This window comes from Lysinibacillus sp. Y5S-8 (assembly GCF_036894365.1).
GTDB lineage: Bacteria > Bacillota > Bacilli > Bacillales_A > Planococcaceae > Lysinibacillus > Lysinibacillus fusiformis_D.
This window is the reverse complement of sequence record NZ_CP145889.1, coordinates 2,969,934-2,986,702: the sequence shown is the minus strand read 5'-3', so window position 1 is coordinate 2,986,702 and position 16,769 is coordinate 2,969,934. Positions and strand designations below refer to the sequence as shown.

The following is a 16,769-nucleotide window of genomic DNA, read 5'->3' as shown; positions in this document are numbered from 1 at the left end:
TCTTTGTGACAAACAAATGGATTTTTAATCTAGCTTTCGATTTCTGTCACGTTTATTTCATATTTACATAAATCGCAATTATGTATCATACTTTCAATTTGCACAAATTCATTGTTCGTAAACAATGCATCTAATTGACCTTTTAAATAGGATTCATGTAATGAACAAACAATATCAGAATGCGAAGTAAGTTGCTCCTGGAAAGGACAATTGAAGATGGAGAAGGTCACTTTTTTGCCATGTTCGGTTTGTTGAATTTGTGGAATATAGCCAATTAAAGCGGCATTGTCCGTTAACAGCTGAAGCTTTTCATCGAAGGATAGAGAATTATTTAATGTTAATTCAGCGTTGATATAATTTTTCATTTGCTGGTATCCGTCTTGGTAGCTAATTTCTTGGCACTTCGTTAAGGCAGATGGTCCAATGTCTTCAATTAATTGGATCGTCCATTTTAATAAACGATCTTCATCGCGTCTTGGAAATGTTAGAGATACGCCTTTCTCTGAAGCTTTATAAACACGTCCAGGTCTACCACCTTTGCCTGTTTTGACATAGTCCGCAGAAATAATATTGATTTCTGAAAGCTTTGTTAAATGAAGCCGAGCAACGTTTGGATGGATGCCGAATTGATCAGCAATATGTTGTACTGTGACTGTTTTTTTCTCTTGCAATATGTACTCATAAATAGAGTACCTTGTTTCATCGGCTAATGTACTAGTAATTTTCAATGGATGGATCATGCGCTTCACCTCTTTAAATTTTTTTAAAAATTATGTTCGTCTACCAAGTGCTAGGAAAATAATCATGTTCATTCTATTATATTGTATTATTGAAAAAGATACAGTTCATTTCGGCATAAATATTAATTTTTTCATGCATTTATCTTCTTTTTTAGTGGGAAACTGCACTTTATCCACATTTTTATAGCAAAAAACATGATTGACAGGAAAATATGTAACAAATTTTTATTTTTAGAAAAGGGCTTTTCTCGTGGCATTTTCCTCTTTATACTAGGAAATAACGAATAGAGCGGTCATATTCGAATGAACTAGAAGTGAGGTGCATATATGCAGAATTTTGAAACAGTTGTTGAACAAAAATGTGAGCAACTTTTACTAAAGGCCTATCATTTTGGTGCATCCGATTTATTACTGGTTCCAGGTAATAAAAGATATCAGGTTTATTTTCGAAAATATGATAAGCTACTCCAAGCTGGTGAGCTACCAAATGAACTTGCAGAAAGAATGATTTCCTACTATAAATTTCTTGCGGCATTAGATATCAGTGAACGACGAAAACCTCAAAGCGGTTCCTTTCAAAAAGCAATGGAACACAATTCATACGCCTTTCGAGTATCCACACTGCCTTCCGTCTTTTTAAAAGAAAGCCTGATTATCCGTTTACTTCTCCAAAATCATACATTCCCACTAACGTCATTAAGCTATTCCAAAAGTGCTGCACACAATTTAATGGAGCTTGTGCAACATCGTCAAGGTCTTCTGTTTTTTACAGGCGCAACAGGCTCTGGCAAATCTACATCACTCTATTCCTTAATCCACTATTGTTCCACAGAATTAAATCGGCATGTGATTTCTTTAGAAGATCCTGTAGAAAATAGCCAAGCAAATTTACTTCAAATTCAAGTGAACGAGCGAGCGGGCGTTACATATGCTATGGGACTAAAAGCCATTTTACGTCACTCTCCTGACGTTATCATGATTGGTGAAATTCGAGATAAAGAGACAGCGGAAATTGCCATCCAAGCTGCCTTAACAGGACACTTAGTTGTCTCAACCATTCATGCAAAAGATACCATTCGTTGCCTGTATCGTTTAATGGACTTAGATGTGTCGATAGAGGAGCTTCATCAAACGATTATCGGTATTGTGGCACAAATACTTGTTCAGACTTCAGCAGTACAAGATGAGCGCCGTGCGGTATATGAAATTTTACAGGATGTTCATTTAACAAGAGCCATTTCTGCGATTAAAGAAAAGGTCAACTATGAACTCCCTTATGAATTAACATTAATGGGACAAAAAGAATTAGTGGAGAGCTTTTATGCACCTACAAACGTACATCCATAATGTTTTGCTTTATTATAGTAGGGCGACAAAATGGCGAGTAAGGGAGCAGGCACAATTTTTTAATCGATTATGCGTGTTAATGCAAGAGGGATATTTATTTCCTCAGGCCATTTCAATGCTATTGCCTCATCATATAAAGGCGCATGAAGATATGCAGCAGCAAATTGATGAAAAACTGAAGCAAGGGGAAGGGGTTGCAGGGATACTTGAAACTTTACAGCTGAGCAAGCATTATTTAATGGCCATCAAGATAGCAGAAAACAATGGTCATATGATAGAAGCTTTACAAGGTGTAGCTAAGCAAATAAAGGTAAGTGAAATGACCAAGAAAAAGCTCATAAAGCTGCTGATCTATCCTGTCACGCTGATCGTATTTTTGCTGTTATTATTTTTGGTGTTTCGTACCATCTTTTTACCAAACATCGAAAGACTGGTAGCCGGCCGAACCGCAGAAACAGAAACAAGTATTACGTTGTCCACTACGTTATTACATGTCCCTGATGTAGTCATCCTCACCATCTTCATCGCAACAGGCAGTTTATTTATTGTTCGTCTCTATCTCAATCGACAGCCTACTGCACATCAACTCACCATCCTATTCAAGATTCCCTTTATTCAACGCTATATGCGACTGATATTAACAAGACAGTTTGCCGCTTATTTAGGAAGCTTACTACAAAGTGGATTTTCATTACAAGCTAGCCTCCAACTTTTAGAAGAACAACAACTTCAACCTTTTCTGCAAATTCTTTCGCAGCGCATAAAAGGAAGGGTTATTTTTGGAGAGTCACTAACACTTGCCGTAATGAGACTAGCTGTTTTTCAAAAGGATTTTCCTGTTTTTGTAGAGCACGGTGAGCAAAGCGGCTATTTAGGAAAAGAATTAGTGTTGTATAGCGAATTATTACTGGAAAAACAGGAACAACTTCTGCAAAAAGTATTAGCATTTGTACAACCAACCTTCTTTATCCTCATAGCAGTCTGTATAGTAGCTGCCTATGTCAGTTTATTATTACCCATCTATCACATGATTGAATTAGTTTAGGAGGGAAAAGATGAAACGTATCAACGAACAAGCAGGGTTCACTTTAATCGAGATGCTAATTGTTTTATTAATCATTTCAATCCTTATTTTAATTACGATTCCAAATGTTACGAAGCATTTTGCTACCATTGATGAGAAGGGCTGTAAGGCTTATATATCTATGGTACAAGGGCAGGTCGAGGCCTATCGAGTAGATTTTATGACCTATCCAACATTAGATGATCTAGTGATGAAAGGCTATTTAAAAGAACATGAAACGACTTGCCCAAATAAAGCTGAAATAGTCATCACGAATGAGGGAGAGGTACGACTAGCCAATGCAGATTTGGAAACAGGGTCAAATAGCTGATGAACATAATAAAAATGGTGGTTTCACAATTCTTGAAATATTGATTGTCTTGTTTCTTGTCATGAGTTTAACAGCGATTGTTAGTAAATTTTCATTCAAAATAGCAGAAGCAAAGGAATTGGAACAATTTTTTACGCAAATGCAACTAGATATTCAGTATATTCAAACCTATAGCATGAATGAACGGCAATATATAGCAATGAAAATAATAAGTCCCAGTAAGCGTTATGTTATTCAAAAAGATTTTTATACCATTTTATATGAACGTCCTTTTCCAAAAGGAGTCGAGTTTTTGAACGCAGAAAGTTCTATTCATACACTTAGTTATAATACTAAAGGAAATGTTATGTCAGCTGGAACCATTGCCTTTAAAACCCCTCAAGGAAAGAAAAAGGTCGTTATTACATTAGGACGAGGGAGAGCTAGAGTTGAATGAGTCAGGCTATTCTTTTGTAGAAACCATTTTAGCTATGGGGATTTTAACAATATTGTGTATGTCGTTAATACCGCTTACCTATACGATGAAGACGAATCTTACAAATAAAAAACTAGAACTCATCGCAGCTGAAACTGCCTATGAAGGTTTAAAGCAATATCAGGCAGTACAGCAAACAGAAGGCTCTAGGACCATTGAACAAGTAGAGTATCATTGGGAATTTGATGGACAACAAATTTGTGTCCGTTTTCAAAACATGCGTGAACTGCGCCAAAAATGTATACAAGATACAGGTGAAGTCCGTGAATGACAAAGGCTATACATTAATAGAAGCCATATTTCAATTGGTTGTTTTTGTGCTAATATCTCATCTTTTTGTTCTTATTATGCTATGGTTTGCTGAAATGAAATCAACCATGCTAACAGATGAACAAACAAAGTGGGAGCTATTTGTTTATGATGTAAATCATTCTCTACAGAATGTCTCTGCGTTTGCTATTCGGGAAGATCGAAAAAGAGTGAGCTTTCAAACTGCAAATACAATCCATCATATTGATTGCTATCCTAATATTATTCGTGAGCAAATAAATGGTGGACATGTTCCCATGCTAATCGGAATTAATAAATGCCAATTTAACTATACAGAAAACATGCTGACGGTAGCTGTCGAAATGACTAGCGGTATTCAAAAGGAGCGAAGCTTCTATGTGCCAATTATTGAAAAATGACAGAGGGGCTATTTTTTTGATCGCAATTGCATTATTATTTTTTGTAACTACTTTTGTTCTTGCGTATTGTATGTCTTATGAAATGCAGTTTCGAACATATGATGGGCTAGAAAAATTAAATGTTCAAACTACGATAAATTTATTAGGACAAATTTTGTCAGACAGTGTAGAATCGTAGTTATAAGAAGGTGATCCAAATTGCGAAAAATATATTTAGTTGGCTTTATGGGCAGTGGGAAAAGTGCGTTAGGAAGACGTTTAAGTTATTTATTAAAGATGCCATATTATGATATGGATCGTGAGATTGTGCGCCAGCAGGGAATGACAATTCCACAGATTTTTGAAAAATACGGGGAGGCCCATTTTCGAGAAATAGAAACAGAATTTTTGAAAAATTTCAGAGATGAGGCTTGTATTATTTCTACAGGTGGTGGCGTTGCCATTAATGCTGAGAATCGAAAAATTATGAGACGTAGTGGATTAGTGTTTTTTTTAGATGCGTCTTTTGAAGATATTTATAAACGAATACAGCATGATCCAAACAGACCCATTGTACAGAGCTCTACAAAGGAAGAGCTAGAAAGCCTGTATCATTACAGAAGGAAATTTTACCGTGAGGTAGGACATATCCAAGTATTGACAGAAGGTAGAACTATCCGTCATATTCTAGAGTATTTAGTATTTCAAGTGAAAAGATTAAAAAACGAACGATGATTGTGTTATTAATAAATAATGTTCGTGTTTTATTATCTTTTAAAAAATGATTGCCTTTTCAATGCATTTAATGTTAGGATATAGACAAATAAGTAACTAAATGTTCATTGACTACTAAATAGTACCAAGAACTATCTTGGGCGGATGATTGTGCGGGGAGAGCGCGTGTAGACGCCACCGAAGGAGCAAGTAGTAAATGGCTATGAATCTCTCAGGTAAAAGGACTCGTACAAGACGCAACTCTGGAGAGAGCTGTAGTATAACAATAACAGCCACCAAAGGGGAAAGCCGGCTGATTGGCAGTGTGAAAGCTTGCGAGCCAGTCTGGTGTAACTTTCAGGTGCAAGGACAGAGAATCCCGAAAAGGGGTTCGTCTGTCTTTTTTTATGTCCACAGGTGCTTTAAAGATTGGAAACGATACGCACTGACTGTACTAATACAAAAGCAGACGAACTACTACCAGTAAAAATGTAACGAACAATAAGGGGGCAAAAAAGAATGACGAATGAATTAAAACGTACACCTCTATTTGAAGAATACGCGAAATACGGTGCAAAAACAGTAGACTTCGGTGGCTGGGAACTACCTGTTCAATTTACTTCCATTAAAGAAGAACATGATGCAGTGCGTCATCGTGCAGGCTTATTTGATGTATCACATATGGGAGAAATTTTAGTAACAGGTCCCGATGCATTAGGTTTTTTACAAAATCTTTTATCAAATGATGTATCTAAAATTGTTAATGGCCAAGCGCAATACACAGCTATGTGTTATGAAGATGGAGGCGTTGTTGACGATTTATTAACGTATAAATTAGCTGATAATCACTATTTATTATGTGTCAATGCCGCCAATATTGAAAAAGACTATGATTGGATGATGGAAAATCAACATCAATATGATGTGACGATTGATAACCAATCCGATGCTTATGCACAAATTGCTCTTCAAGGACCATTAGCAGAGGAAGTTCTTCAATCCCTTACTTCGACTGATGTTCGTGCCATTAAATTTTTCCGCTTCCAAGAGGGCGTTGAAGTTGCAGGTCATCAAGTATTAGTTTCTCGTAGTGGCTACACAGGAGAAGATGGCTTTGAACTTTACGGTGCTCCAGAAGATATTAAAGCACTATGGGGTAAAATTTTAGATGCTGGTCATGATAAAGGCGTAGTACCGGCAGGTTTAGGATGCCGCGATACACTACGTTTTGAAGCTGGTCTACCATTATACGGTCAAGAGCTATCGGCAACAATTTCTCCACTTGAGGCTGGGATTGGCTTTGCTGTGAAATTAAATAAAGAAGACTTCATTGGTCATGAAGCATTAGTAGCGCAGAAGGAAAATGGTCTTACACGCAAATTGGTAGGCATTGAAATGATTGATAAAGGCATTCCACGTCATGGCTACAAAGTGTTCAAGGACGGTAAAGAAATCGGTGAAGTGACAACGGGTACACAGCTTCCTTCATCTAAACGTAATGTTGGTCACGCTTTAATTGACAGTCAATTCGCAACAATCGGAACTGAGCTAGAAATCGAAATTCGTGGGAAACACTTAAAGGTAATAACAGTAGAAACACCGTTTTACAAGCGTTCAAAATAATAGTTGAAAAGAGGGACCTACATTTATGAAACATCGTTATTTACCAATGACGGAGCAAGATCAAAAAGAAATGTTAGACGTAATCGGTGTATCCTCAGTTGATGAATTATTCGGGGATATTCCTGAGAAAGTCCGTTTTAAAGGCCTTTATGATATTAAGGAAGCAAAATCAGAATCTGCTTTATTAAAAGAATTAACGGCACTCGCTGCAAAAAATAAGGACACAAATGCTAATGTATCGTTTTTAGGTGCAGGTGTTTACAATCACTATAAACCAGTAATCGTGGACCATGTCATTTCTCGTTCAGAGTTCTATACAGCGTACACACCTTATCAACCAGAGATTTCACAAGGTGAGCTACAAGCAATCTTTGAATTCCAAACGATGATTGCCGAGCTAACTGGCATGGATCTTGCAAACTCTTCTATGTATGACGGTGGTACAGCATTAGCAGAAGCAGGTATGCTAGCAGCAGGTCATACGCGTCGTAAGAAAATATTAGTGTCTGAAGCAGTGCACCCAGAATATCGCGATGTTGTTGCTACATATGCCTATGGTCAATCCATTGAAATCGTGACAATCCCACAAAAAGATGGTGTGACAGATGTCGAAGCATTAAAAGAGTTAATCGATGACAACACAGCAGCTGTTATTGCTCAATATCCAAACTTCTTTGGTCAAGTGGAGGATATTCAAGTTATTAGTGAGATTGCACATGAAGCGAAAAGCTTATTCGTTGTTTCTTCTAACCCACTTTCATTAGGCATTTTAATGCCTCCTGGTAAGCTAGGTGCTGATATTTGTGTAGGGGATGCGCAAGTATTCGGTATCTCTGAAGCATTTGGTGGGCCACACTGTGGTTTCTTTGCAGTGACAACGAAATTAATGCGTAAAGTGCCAGGTCGTCTTGTTGGTGAAACAGTGGATGGTGAAGGGCGCCGTGGTTATGTATTAACATTACAAGCACGTGAACAACATATCCGTCGTGATAAAGCAACATCCAATATTTGTTCGAACCAAGCACTTTTAGCACTTGCTGCATCTGTAGCGATGACAGCTTTAGGTAAACAAGGTATTCGTGAAATGGCTACGCAAAATATTGCCAAAACACGTTATGCAAAAAATGCCTTTGAAGCAGCTGGCTTTACAGTAGCATTCCAAGGTGCACACTTTAACGAGATCGTTGTGAAAACGAATAAATGTGTGAAGGAAATCAATAAAGGCTTAATCGAAAAGGGTATAATCGGTGGATATCCTCTAGGGCAAAATTATGACTCTCTGAAAAATCATGTGCTTATTGCAGTAACTGAATTACGCACAAAAGAAGAAATTGATGCACTTGTTGCAGAAATGGGGGCTCTTAATGCATAACGAAAATCAATCACTCATTTTTGAAATTTCAAAAGAAGGTCGCGTTGGCTATAGCTTAGAAGCACTTGATGTACCTGAAGTAGACCTAGCAGATTTACTGCCAGCAAGCTTAGTTCGTACGGAAGCTGCAGAGTTACCTGAAGTGTCTGAGCTTGATATTATGCGTCATTATACAGCACTTTCTCGTAGAAACCATGGGGTAGACTCTGGCTTTTATCCACTTGGCTCTTGTACGATGAAATATAATCCAAAAATTAATGAAGCAGTTGCACGTCTTTCAGGCTTTGCGAATGTTCACCCATTGCAGGATGAATCGACAGTACAAGGTGCAATGGAGCTTCTCTATGATTTACAAACTTCTTTAGTAGAAATTACAGGAATGGATGAAGTAACATTACAACCAGCAGCAGGTGCCCATGGTGAATGGACAGCATTAATGATGATTCGCGCATTTCATGAAGCAAATGGTGAAGGTCACCGTAACAAAGTTATCGTTCCTGACTCAGCTCACGGTACAAATCCAGCTTCAGCAACAGTAGCAGGCTTTGAAACAATCACTGTTAAATCCGATGAAAATGGCTTAGTTGATATCGAAGACCTTCGTAAAGTCGTTGGTGCTGATACAGCTGCATTAATGCTAACAAACCCAAATACACTTGGTTTATTTGAAGAAAACATTATCGAAATGGCGGAGCTTATTCACTCTGTAGGCGGGAAAGTTTACTATGATGGCGCGAACTTAAATGCCGTTATGAGTAAAGCACGTCCTGGCGATATGGGCTTTGACTGCGTGCATTTAAACCTGCATAAAACATTTACAGGCCCACATGGTGGCGGTGGTCCAGGTTCAGGTCCAGTAGGCGTAAAAGCAGATTTAATTCCATTCCTACCAAAACCAGTACTAGTGAGAACAGAAGAAGGCACATACCACTTCGACTACGATCGTCCACAATCAATTGGACGTGTAAAACCTTACTATGGTAACTTTGGTATCAATGTTCGTGCTTATACGTACATTCGTACAATGGGGCCAGATGGCTTAAAAGCTGTTACAGAATATGCTGTATTAAACGCAAACTATATGATGCGTCGTTTAGAGCCATTCTTTGATCTACCATATAACCGTCACTGCAAACATGAATTTGTCTTATCAGGTCGTCGTCAAAAGAAATTGGGCGTTCGCACATTAGATATTGCAAAACGTCTGTTAGACTTTGGCTACCATCCACCAACAACCTACTTCCCATTAAACGTGGAAGAGGCATTAATGATCGAGCCAACTGAAACAGAATCAAAAGAAACATTAGATGCATTCTGTGATGTGATGATTCAAATTGCGAAAGAAGCAGAAGAAAATCCATCTATCGTGCAAGAAGCACCACATACAACAGTCGTATCTCGTCTTGATGAAACACGCGCTGCTCGTACACCAGTGCTGCGCTATCAAAAAGCATAATAAACAAAAAACCGTTCACTTCATATTGAACGGTTTTTTGTTTGCGCACTTTAGGCTATTACAAACTATACATAAAAATATAGTAATTGATATAATTACATTAATTTGTATATTCGATTTTTGAAAGGAGATTAAAATGCAGGCAGCAATATTTGAATTGAGCTTACCAATAAACAGTCTATTACATAATACATATAAAATAACGCAAGTTCTTGCCACTAGTAAATTATCCTTTGTGTATATGTCTGAACATATAAATACTGGAGAGCAACTAATCATTAAGGAATTTTTCCCAATGGAAATAGCGTTACGAGATTTGGATAACACATCAGTAATCAATCGTGTACCCTCAACAAAGGAAAAATTTCAGGAATTAAAGGAAAGATTTCTAAGTGAAGCATTCATGATCCAGCAATTGAACCATCAAAATATTGTTAAGTATAGACATCATTTTACTGAAAATGGTTCTATATATATGATTACAGATTATTATGAAGGGATATTACTGGACCAATATATACATAAATATGCTATCCATGAAAGGCATCATCTATATGAAGAAGTATTCCTTCCCTTAATTGATGCCATCTCGTATTTACATAGTAAAGGCATTATTCATCGGGATATAAAGCCGAATAATATTATAATTGATGCGCAAGGGAAACCTCACTTATTAGATTTCGGTTCAGCAATTTATTATAAAACGATGGAAAAATATCCAATTTTTACTACGATGGGATACTCACCTATTGAGCAGTATTCCGTTAAAGGAGAGCAAGGCATTTATACAGATATTTATAGTTTGATGGCAACTTTATACTTCGCATTAACAAACGAAGTCCCACTAGATGTTTCACAAAGAGTAATCGAGGATAAACTTGCAAATGTGAGAAAATATAATAGAAAAGTGAGCATTCCTATGTCATTGACTATTTTATGGGGCTTGCAAGTGCAGCATAAAAAAAGATGTTCTTCCCTTTCTTTTATTAAATACATGATTATTTTGGAAGGGAAATTCAAATGTATAAAGAACTATTTTAAATAAATTAATTCTAAAAGACCAAAATTACTATATTTTTAATACTTTTTACTCATTTTTATCTTAAAAGGGTGATATCCAAAAGGGCAACTTAGGACCTAATAGCAATCGGACCTTTAGTTGTTTTTTTTATAAAAAAATAGGATTTATCCACTATTTCCCTAAAAAATATCATAATTATTACCATGTAATATTTTTAATAAACTGTCCTTAAAATGTTTTTGCTTACAATATATTCTATAGAAAATATTGACATTGATTTTAGGTATTGTATAGTTACTTTTGTGATACATAAAACCATTAGTGAATTTTGTATAAAAAATGCATAAAGTTGAATTAGAGTTTCTCGTACATAGCTTAGTACATTATTGTTTTTATTGTAAAATTTTATCTTAAATGTATATATCGACTTAATTTAAGTGTCTAAATGTTCTTTTAAGATGCTCGATTCAAGTAGTTATACAGTTCTAATTCTGTATTTTTTACGCACTAATGTTTATGCTTACTCGAAATTCGTTATCTAAAGGAGGGATGGCTGTAGTAATATACAGCCAAATGAATGGAGATTATTAGTCAAACGAACAGAACAATGCTCTTTGAAGAAATAAACCCAGAGAAATTGGATTTAATTACGCTTGTTGGCGATGTAAAAGGAATCGACAGTCTAAGTGATGAAAAGATCAAGGAAATTAGTCAACATCTTCTTGTAAAAAGCTTCGACGAATTTTTAGATAAGTTTTCACCTACTGTGTATTCATTTTATAACGCGGCAAATCAAAAGGTTATGTATACCTTGAAAAAGCCTGAAGGAATTCAAGATGATTGTATATCTGAAATAGCAATCGACCAAAATAACGATTTTTTAAAGATGCTATTTACGCTCATTGATACAAAAAGAAGTCAGGGCATCACGAATGTAGATTTTAAATTTGAAAATTTACTAGACATGATTTCTCCTAAAAAAGTCATGGATGATATTCGCCAAGTTCGTAAGGAAATTCATTACCTATACAGTGAGTATGACAAGCTGGATGAGGGAGATCCGAAAAAATTAGATACTGGTGACAAGCTAAATCTTATGTTTGAAGTAGCTAGTAGAAACTACAACAATGTAATGGCGATGCTGCCTTTAGCAATTGAAGATATTAAAACAAGATTATTATTAGGTGCTAGTCAAGATGAGGATGAGTCCGAAAAATTACAAATAGGTACGCTTACTATTGGTGATAATGGTGAATTGAAAATTATTGAGGCACCTCAAACGAATAGTTCAGAACTGATGGTCATTGAAGAAAATAGTAATTACGGCTTGAGTACAGTTTTCGAAGAAGACTATGAGGCTATTACAGAATCTCCGTCTTCCTATGTAAAAGATTTAGTTGTGAGAACGTTCTCACCTCTACCAGCTATAAAAGCCGAATTTGATGTTGAAACAGAAGTTCAAAATTACAATACATACCTGGAGTTCTATAAGGATGCAAAGGATGAATTTGTAAAAACGGTCAAGCCTTTAGTCGAAAAGCTATTAGGTGTCAAAATGTACTTCGATCAATATGTTACGAAAAATAAAGGTATGCAGCCGTCATTATTAGTGACAAACACGAAGCTCGATATGCTTGTGAAAAGTAATAACCTGCCAAGATTACGCACGTATTTAAATACGGTTAACGCTAAAAATGATTTTACAGATACTGTATGGTATGGCATTGTACCTGCTCTAGAATTAGAATCTTCTGGAAAAATGAAAGTTAGCCGTTCAAGATTCAAAGGGAATGAAAAGGTTACAAAGCAAGAGGGTAACACAATGGAATCTTTATCAATCCTCTTAGATACGGTAAAAGATTACAAGGTTCAAATTTTCTTTAACTTTATGGCTGAAGAAGAAACTACCTTCAACGGCATCGCAACTGCTGGGATTGATCGCCTGATCGATAAATGCTCGGTTCTTGTCAGAAAAGAATTTAGTGAGTTCGCGATACCATGCCTACCAAACTTTACGATTATTCCAAAAGATAAATCAGGCGTAGTTATTGATACGAGAATGCATACTACCGAAAATGGAGCTCGTCTATCGAAAGAAAAGGAAGATATTTTAAAGCTTTGGATAGAAGGCGTTTATGTAGGTGCTAGCTATGTAGCAGCAGGTATCGTTTCCGCCTACCAATGCCCAGAGTATTTAAAGGAATCATTTAAAAATGTAAAACGTAATTACCCTGGAGTTCGATTTGATATTGAAGCCGGAGACAACTCACTTAGAGCTGTAACTACGATGGCGAAGGAAATTTCAGGTTTTACGAATAATATTAAAGACGCTATTAACAGCAGAAGCTTCGGTTTTGTATTCTCTTCCGAAAATGCCCAACTACAGGATAAAGATATTAGACGTATTACTGTTTATAAAGCAAGAAGTCTAGCAATGGAAGAAGATGGATTCGATTCAATCTATAAAACGCAAGTTAGTACGTATATTGAAAGAATACTTCGATTCCAATCTGGTGACTTTAAGCACGAGAATATCGTTCGCTTCTTTAGTAATAATCCAAGTAGTCAAAAAAGTAAGTGGCTGAATGATAAAGGTCATGTAAACTCTATCATTCATGACGGAGATGATATTGGCTACATCATTGATGAGAAAACAAGCTTATGTCAGATCGATCTTGTGTTTAACGGTAATGTTAAAAATCTTGAGGTCACGATTACTAAAGGGACAAGTGCTGTTAAAGCCTAACAATTTATTTATCAAAATTTTCAATTATTTAAGTAGGGTGTTTAAGATTTATCATTCATAAATCTTTTAACATAAATATGAATCGAACGACTAATTGCTAAAATGAAAAATATTACATATTTCATCGTGTCGGTATGAAACATGGCCCTGTGAAATGAATAGCTGTACTTAAATTTATTTCATTAGAACAGTCAGAAGTTACGATTCAACAAAATTTAGGAGGTACTAAAAATGGGTTTTGTATTAAAAGTAGAAGGATCAGAAGCAATTGAATTAGGGTTAGAAAGCATCATGACTGTCGAATATGAGACAGATACACCGAATGATTCTAACGCGCGCTCTACAGATGTTGGAGCAACTTTAAAAGTAAAAGGTAAAATTTTAACTGCCACTGATGGTGATAATTCTGATGATACGATGAAATTAGGATTATGGTCATTAGTACCAGCTGAAAAAGCTGATTGCTACCGCAAAGTGACACTTGAAGTGATCTCAGCTGATCAAGTAGTAAGAAAAATTCATTTCCCAAATGCTTTCGTTGTGGACTATACAGAAAGATATGGTGACACTGAAGGTATTGGTGAGTTCTTCTTATTTATTAAGCAAAAGAAAGACAAAACAGAATTGGCAAAAATCGAAGGCGGCTACGCTGTCTAAGATTGCAGCACGATAAAACACTACTATATCTAAGGAACTTTTATAGTTCCTTAGATTATTTTTAATAATCCTAAATTGGGGTTGAAAACATGAAAACGCATTATGAAACATTGGGTATAGACCGAAATGCAACACAAGAGCAAATAAAATTAGCTTATCGAAAGCTTTCCAAAAAGCATCACCCTGATGTGAGTGGTGGAAATCAAGAGTCAGAGAAAATTTTTTTAGAGGTTCAAGAGGCATATAAGGTGCTTAAGGATCCAGCGCTGAAAGAGACTTACGATGCCCGTCTCGATGGCAAAGGTACCAGCTGGCAAAATGAACAACAAAATGAAAAGCATTCAAACGGACATCAGTCTACAGAGAAAAAGCCAGATTTTAATATGAATAATATTGAAAAAAACTTTGAACATTTCTTTGGCTTCAATCCTAAAACAAAGGAGATGTCCTCAACGCTTCATAAAAAAACGAAGAAAAATCCATTGGATACAACGGATTTATTTGAACGTTTTTTTAATAAATAAGCTATGGCAAAAAGAGAGGAGTGTGATTATATGTATGAGCCATTTTCAGCTGAAGCTTACAGTGGAAATACACGAAAAAAAATGTTTATAAAAATTATCGATATCATTATTGTCACAATCGCCTTCTTTTTCATTTTATATGTTTTTGTGATGAATCAGGATGTCCTTTTGAAATTCGTTATTGGGACGGTAATAGTCATACTCGCCATTATATATGTATCGCTTAAATACGAAGCAAAGGCAATCACTCAAGTGATGGCTAAGAAGGACATTTCAAAGCTTGTTCTTCTTAATGAACGTGGAGTAGAAATAGATGAATGGGAACTTGGCAATCAAATTTCATTGCTTATTGGAAAAAGTTCAGCTGAACTCAAGGCGGATATTGATTTAAGTGGAACAGAGTATGAATCTCTTGTGAATTATGAGCATGCTGTACTAAATTGTGTAGCTGGAATTTGGTATTTAGAGGATATAGATTCGGTTAATGGTGTTGGCTTAAAAAAAGCTAATAAGCGCGTAAAAAATAGATTAAAACATGAGATTCCTTACCCATTAGGTAATGGAGACACAATATACATAGCGAATACGCGAATTTTGGTTAAATAGAGAAAAAAATTCGTAACAAAGATGGGGGATATCGAAATGAGTTTGATTAGATGTACAAATGGTCATATGTTTAGTTCAAGGAGACATCGCAATATTTGTCCTTACTGTAACGTGATGGTGGAACAGGAGCAAAGACAAAATAGTCCTTCCTCACCTGTCATTGAAGCAGATGATAAAACATTGCCTTACTTAGGAGAAATGGATGGGATAGATCCTGTAACAGGATGGTTAGTTTGTATTGAAGGGCCGCAAATGGGTAGAGATTATCGTATCTTATCTGAAAAGAATTTTATAGGTAGAGCAGAAGATATGCATATCCGCATTGCAGGGGACAATTCCATTTCTAAGCGAAATCATGCAGTCATTGTGTATGATCCTAAAAAACGTAATTTTTACTTACTGCCAGGAGATGCATCAGGATTAGCCTATCTAAATAATGAGGCCGTTTATACACCAACGGAATTAGCAGCCTATGATGTGATACAGCTAGGGAGAAGTATATTTTTATTTATTCCACTTTGTGGTGTTCACTTTGAATGGGAAAACAATCAAAGTGAGGAATGATGACATATGGACCAAAAGTTATTGCCGTACATAATTACCTTAATCTTTATCATTGTCCTTATCTTGTTACTGCTAATAAGAAGTATACTTGCTCAAAAAATGGATAAAGGGAAAATTTATATTGGAAATGGTCAAACAATCGGAAGACGTGATGAGCAGGATGATTATTTCTCAACTGCCGAAACAACATATGGCACAATCGCGGTGCTTGCAGATGGAATTAGCGGCTTAGCCAATGGTCGGATGGCTAGCACGATTGCAGTGACAACCTTCATAGAAGAATTTAAAAAGCTTAGTAGCTTAAATAATCTACAAAACTTTTTTAAGGAAGCTGCTATAGCAAGCAATCATATGATTGTGGAAAACTTAAATGGCTCCAATGGAGGAACAACATTAGTCACGGCCGTTATTGATAGTGAAGGCTATCTTCATTGGGGGGCAGTAGGGGATAGTGTTCTCACGATCTTTAGAAATGGTGAATTTCTAAAGATTAACCAAAAACATATTTTTGAGTCAGTTTTAACCGAAAGATATATTTCAGGTGAAATTTCGCAACTTGAGGTTCAGGAAAATCCTCTAAAAAAGAGATTAATCAATTATTTAGGATATGCAGGCTTTAAAAATTTGGATACAGGAAATAATCCGATTCAGCTAAATAGAGGGGACAAGGTATGTCTTTTTAGTGATGGAATCTATGATGCTTTAACGGAGGTTGAAATGGAAAAAATTCTCTCTCAGCAAGCTCCACCCTATGATTTAGCACAAAGCATGATAAAAGCCGTTGAACAAAAACGCTTAAAAAATCAAGATAATGCTACCATCGTGATTTTAGAAAAAACTTGGTGACGATGAATAGGGAATA

18 protein-coding genes and 1 riboswitch are annotated in these 16,769 nt (G+C 36.1%); of the genes, 17 read left to right on the top strand and 1 reads right to left on the bottom strand.

All coding sequences use genetic code 11. The features are described from left to right. Positions 1–29: 29 nt before the first annotated feature. Positions 30–740, bottom strand: coding sequence for a helix-turn-helix domain-containing protein (locus V6670_RS14445; RefSeq protein ID WP_338651483.1), 711 nt, complete (start codon positions 738–740; stop codon positions 30–32). Positions 741–1,067: 327 nt separating this feature from the next. Here V6670_RS14445 and comGA point away from each other — a divergent pair, with 327 nt between their 5' ends. From comGA to V6670_RS14360, 17 genes are all read left to right on the top strand, one after another. Beyond that, positions 1,068–2,087, top strand: a complete 1,020-nt coding sequence (gene comGA / locus V6670_RS14440; RefSeq protein WP_141905513.1) for a competence type IV pilus ATPase ComGA — start codon at positions 1,068–1,070, stop codon at positions 2,085–2,087. Beyond that, positions 2,062–3,132 carry a competence type IV pilus assembly protein ComGB gene (gene comGB, locus V6670_RS14435; protein ID WP_338651482.1) on the top strand — a complete coding sequence of 357 codons (1,071 nt, stop codon included), beginning with the start codon at positions 2,062–2,064 and terminating at the stop codon, positions 3,130–3,132. Before comGA ends, comGB begins: the two co-directional genes overlap by 26 nt. Positions 3,133–3,142: 10 nt before the next feature. After that, positions 3,143–3,481 carry a competence type IV pilus major pilin ComGC gene (comGC, locus tag V6670_RS14430; RefSeq protein ID WP_036120220.1) on the top strand — a complete coding sequence of 113 codons (339 nt, stop codon included), beginning with the start codon at positions 3,143–3,145 and terminating at the stop codon, positions 3,479–3,481. Then, positions 3,450–3,917: a competence type IV pilus minor pilin ComGD gene (comGD, locus tag V6670_RS14425; RefSeq protein WP_338651481.1), complete on the top strand. Its 468-nt coding sequence runs from the start codon at positions 3,450–3,452 to the stop codon at positions 3,915–3,917. The genes comGC and comGD overlap by 32 nt, the downstream gene beginning before the upstream one ends. Next, positions 3,910–4,227, top strand: coding sequence for a type II secretion system protein (locus V6670_RS14420; RefSeq protein WP_036120217.1), 318 nt, complete (start codon positions 3,910–3,912; stop codon positions 4,225–4,227). The genes comGD and V6670_RS14420 overlap by 8 nt, the downstream gene beginning before the upstream one ends. Continuing rightward, complete coding sequence (gene comGF, locus V6670_RS14415) at positions 4,220–4,645, top strand: competence type IV pilus minor pilin ComGF (RefSeq protein WP_141905509.1); 426 nt, start codon at positions 4,220–4,222, stop codon at positions 4,643–4,645. Before V6670_RS14420 ends, comGF begins: the two co-directional genes overlap by 8 nt. A 198-nt stretch (positions 4,646–4,843) precedes the next feature. Continuing rightward, on the top strand, positions 4,844–5,359 hold the full coding sequence (locus tag V6670_RS14410; RefSeq protein WP_036120210.1) for a shikimate kinase: 516 nt from the start codon (positions 4,844–4,846) through the stop codon (positions 5,357–5,359). Between the two features lie 144 nt (positions 5,360–5,503). Next, positions 5,504–5,596, top strand: a riboswitch (glycine riboswitch). A 261-nt stretch (positions 5,597–5,857) separates the two neighbouring features. Beyond that, positions 5,858–6,961, top strand: a complete 1,104-nt coding sequence (gene gcvT / locus V6670_RS14405) for a glycine cleavage system aminomethyltransferase GcvT (RefSeq protein ID WP_141905508.1) — start codon at positions 5,858–5,860, stop codon at positions 6,959–6,961. 25 nt (positions 6,962–6,986) lie between these two features. After that, positions 6,987–8,333 carry an aminomethyl-transferring glycine dehydrogenase subunit GcvPA gene (gene gcvPA / locus V6670_RS14400; RefSeq protein ID WP_338651480.1) on the top strand — a complete coding sequence of 449 codons (1,347 nt, stop codon included), beginning with the start codon at positions 6,987–6,989 and terminating at the stop codon, positions 8,331–8,333. Then, complete coding sequence (gene gcvPB / locus V6670_RS14395; protein WP_089934849.1) at positions 8,326–9,789, top strand: aminomethyl-transferring glycine dehydrogenase subunit GcvPB; 1,464 nt, start codon at positions 8,326–8,328, stop codon at positions 9,787–9,789. Before gcvPA ends, gcvPB begins: the two co-directional genes overlap by 8 nt. A gap of 136 nt (positions 9,790–9,925) precedes the next feature. After that, entirely contained in the window at positions 9,926–10,834 is a 909-nt protein-coding gene (locus tag V6670_RS14390) for a protein kinase (RefSeq protein ID WP_338651479.1), read from the top strand. Positions 10,835–11,387: 553 nt separating this feature from the next. Then, the gene (locus V6670_RS14385) at positions 11,388–13,556 is read left to right on the top strand and encodes a transcriptional regulator (protein WP_338651478.1); all 2,169 of its coding nucleotides are present in this window, start codon (positions 11,388–11,390) and stop codon (positions 13,554–13,556) included. 231 nt (positions 13,557–13,787) lie between these two features. Then, positions 13,788–14,213, top strand: coding sequence for a hypothetical protein (locus V6670_RS14380; RefSeq protein ID WP_036120193.1), 426 nt, complete (start codon positions 13,788–13,790; stop codon positions 14,211–14,213). Between the two features lie 89 nt (positions 14,214–14,302). Continuing rightward, entirely contained in the window at positions 14,303–14,737 is a 435-nt protein-coding gene (locus V6670_RS14375; RefSeq protein WP_036120190.1) for a DnaJ domain-containing protein, read from the top strand. 30 nt (positions 14,738–14,767) lie between these two features. Then, positions 14,768–15,343, top strand: coding sequence for an FHA domain-containing protein (locus V6670_RS14370; RefSeq protein WP_141905530.1), 576 nt, complete (start codon positions 14,768–14,770; stop codon positions 15,341–15,343). A gap of 36 nt (positions 15,344–15,379) precedes the next feature. Next, positions 15,380–15,907: an FHA domain-containing protein gene (locus V6670_RS14365; RefSeq protein ID WP_036120184.1), complete on the top strand. Its 528-nt coding sequence runs from the start codon at positions 15,380–15,382 to the stop codon at positions 15,905–15,907. Between the two features lie 6 nt (positions 15,908–15,913). Next, entirely contained in the window at positions 15,914–16,753 is an 840-nt protein-coding gene (locus V6670_RS14360; protein ID WP_036120181.1) for a protein phosphatase 2C domain-containing protein, read from the top strand. Positions 16,754–16,769: the final 16 nt, after the last annotated feature.

Bases quoted from the DNA above. Each gene is read 5' to 3' on its own strand.
- V6670_RS14445 (WP_338651483.1), bottom strand. From the start codon at position 740: ATGATCCATCCATTGAAAATTACTAGTACATTAGCCGATGAAACAAGG.
- comGA (WP_141905513.1), top strand. From the start codon at position 1,068: ATGCAGAATTTTGAAACAGTTGTTGAACAAAAATGTGAGCAACTTTTA.
- comGB (WP_338651482.1), top strand. From the start codon at position 2,062: ATGCACCTACAAACGTACATCCATAATGTTTTGCTTTATTATAGTAGG.
- comGC (WP_036120220.1), top strand. From the start codon at position 3,143: ATGAAACGTATCAACGAACAAGCAGGGTTCACTTTAATCGAGATGCTA.
- comGD (WP_338651481.1), top strand. From the start codon at position 3,450: ATGCAGATTTGGAAACAGGGTCAAATAGCTGATGAACATAATAAAAAT.
- gcvT (WP_141905508.1), top strand. From the start codon at position 5,858: ATGACGAATGAATTAAAACGTACACCTCTATTTGAAGAATACGCGAAA.
- gcvPA (WP_338651480.1), top strand. From the start codon at position 6,987: ATGAAACATCGTTATTTACCAATGACGGAGCAAGATCAAAAAGAAATG.
- gcvPB (WP_089934849.1), top strand. From the start codon at position 8,326: ATGCATAACGAAAATCAATCACTCATTTTTGAAATTTCAAAAGAAGGT.
- V6670_RS14390 (WP_338651479.1), top strand. From the start codon at position 9,926: ATGCAGGCAGCAATATTTGAATTGAGCTTACCAATAAACAGTCTATTA.
- V6670_RS14385 (WP_338651478.1), top strand. From the start codon at position 11,388: ATGGAGATTATTAGTCAAACGAACAGAACAATGCTCTTTGAAGAAATA.
- V6670_RS14380 (WP_036120193.1), top strand. From the start codon at position 13,788: ATGGGTTTTGTATTAAAAGTAGAAGGATCAGAAGCAATTGAATTAGGG.
- V6670_RS14375 (WP_036120190.1), top strand. From the start codon at position 14,303: ATGAAAACGCATTATGAAACATTGGGTATAGACCGAAATGCAACACAA.
- V6670_RS14370 (WP_141905530.1), top strand. From the start codon at position 14,768: ATGTATGAGCCATTTTCAGCTGAAGCTTACAGTGGAAATACACGAAAA.
- V6670_RS14365 (WP_036120184.1), top strand. From the start codon at position 15,380: ATGAGTTTGATTAGATGTACAAATGGTCATATGTTTAGTTCAAGGAGA.
- V6670_RS14360 (WP_036120181.1), top strand. From the start codon at position 15,914: ATGGACCAAAAGTTATTGCCGTACATAATTACCTTAATCTTTATCATT.